The organism is Streptomyces murinus (assembly GCF_002154555.1).
Lineage (GTDB): Bacteria > Actinomycetota > Actinomycetes > Streptomycetales > Streptomycetaceae > Streptomyces > Streptomyces murinus.
In genome coordinates, this window is the sequence record NZ_MUNF01001037.1 from 1 (window position 1) to 1,200 (window position 1,200).

The following is a 1,200-nucleotide window of genomic DNA, read 5'->3' on the forward strand; positions in this document are numbered from 1 at the left end:
GGGCGTACGCGGGGCGGCGGCGTCGGCGGCGCGGGCTGGGCGAGCGGTCGATGGTGCCGGACGCGTCGTTCTCGTCGTACTACGGCAAACCCGTGCTGAACAAGCCCACGTGGAAGGCGTTGGACATCGCCGGGTACCTGTATCTGGGCGGACTGGCCGGGGCCTCCTCGCTGCTGGCGGCCGGGGGTGAGCTGACGGGCCGGCCGGGGCTCGCGACACCGGCGAAACTGGGGGCGGCCGGGGCGATCTCGCTGTCGCTGGCCGCGCTGGTGCACGACCTGGGCCGCCCGAAGCGGTTCCTGAACATGCTGCGGGTGTTCAAGCCGACCTCGCCGATGAGCGTGGGTTCCTGGATCCTGGTGGGCTACGCACCGCTGACCATGGCCGCCGCGGCCACCGAAGCGGCGGGCCGCTACCGGCTGTTGGGCTCGACCGCCGCCGAAGTGGCGGGCCGTTACCGGCTGTTGGGCACGGCCGCCACCCTCGCCGCAGCGGCGCTGGGCCCCGCCGTGGCGACCTACACCGCAGTCCTGCTCTCGGACACGGCGGTGCCCTCCTGGCACGAGGGCTACCGTCAACTCCCCTTCGTCTTCGCGGGGTCGGCCGCGGCCGCCGCGTCCGGTCTGGCCCTGGCCGCCGCACCGGCCGCGCAGACGGGACCGGCCCGCCGTACGGCGCTGCTCGGCGCCACGCTGGAACTGGGCGCCTTCCAGCTGATGAAGCGCCGGATGGGCATCACGGCCGAGCCCTTCGACCGGGGCAGGCCCCGGATCCTGCTGCGCGCCTCCGAAGCCCTGACCGTGACCGGCGCCGCCCTGGCTCTCCTCTCCGGCCGGCTGCGCGACCGCCGCGTGGCCCTGGCCGCAGGCGCCGCCCTCCTCACCGGCTCGGCGGCCCTGCGCTTCGGTGTCTTCCACGCCGGGGTGGCCTCGGCGGAGGACCCCCGCTACACGGTCGTACCGCAGCGCGAGAGGCTTACGAAGCAAGGGAGTTGAGCGGGGCCCACCGGTCACGGCGGCCGGAGGACGACGGCCACCCGGAACGGACAGGGATCGCCTCCCGGCGCAGGCAGAGCGAAGCGCCACACCGCACCGCCCCCCTCGCGCCGGGACTCCCGCCCGCCGCGCGCTCACTCCCGCCACCGCCACCGCCCTCGTCCGAGGCCGGACGCGGCGGCCGGGAATCGAACCCGCCTGCCCG

The 1,200-nt window shown here is 75.7% G+C and carries 1 protein-coding gene; it reads left to right on the forward strand.

From position 1 onward, the window contains the following. The coding region (gene nrfD, locus CCN72_RS37505) for an NrfD/PsrC family molybdoenzyme membrane anchor subunit (protein ID WP_244174687.1) at positions 1–995 on the forward strand (995 nt) is incomplete at its 5' end. Positions 996–1,200: the final 205 nt, after the last annotated feature.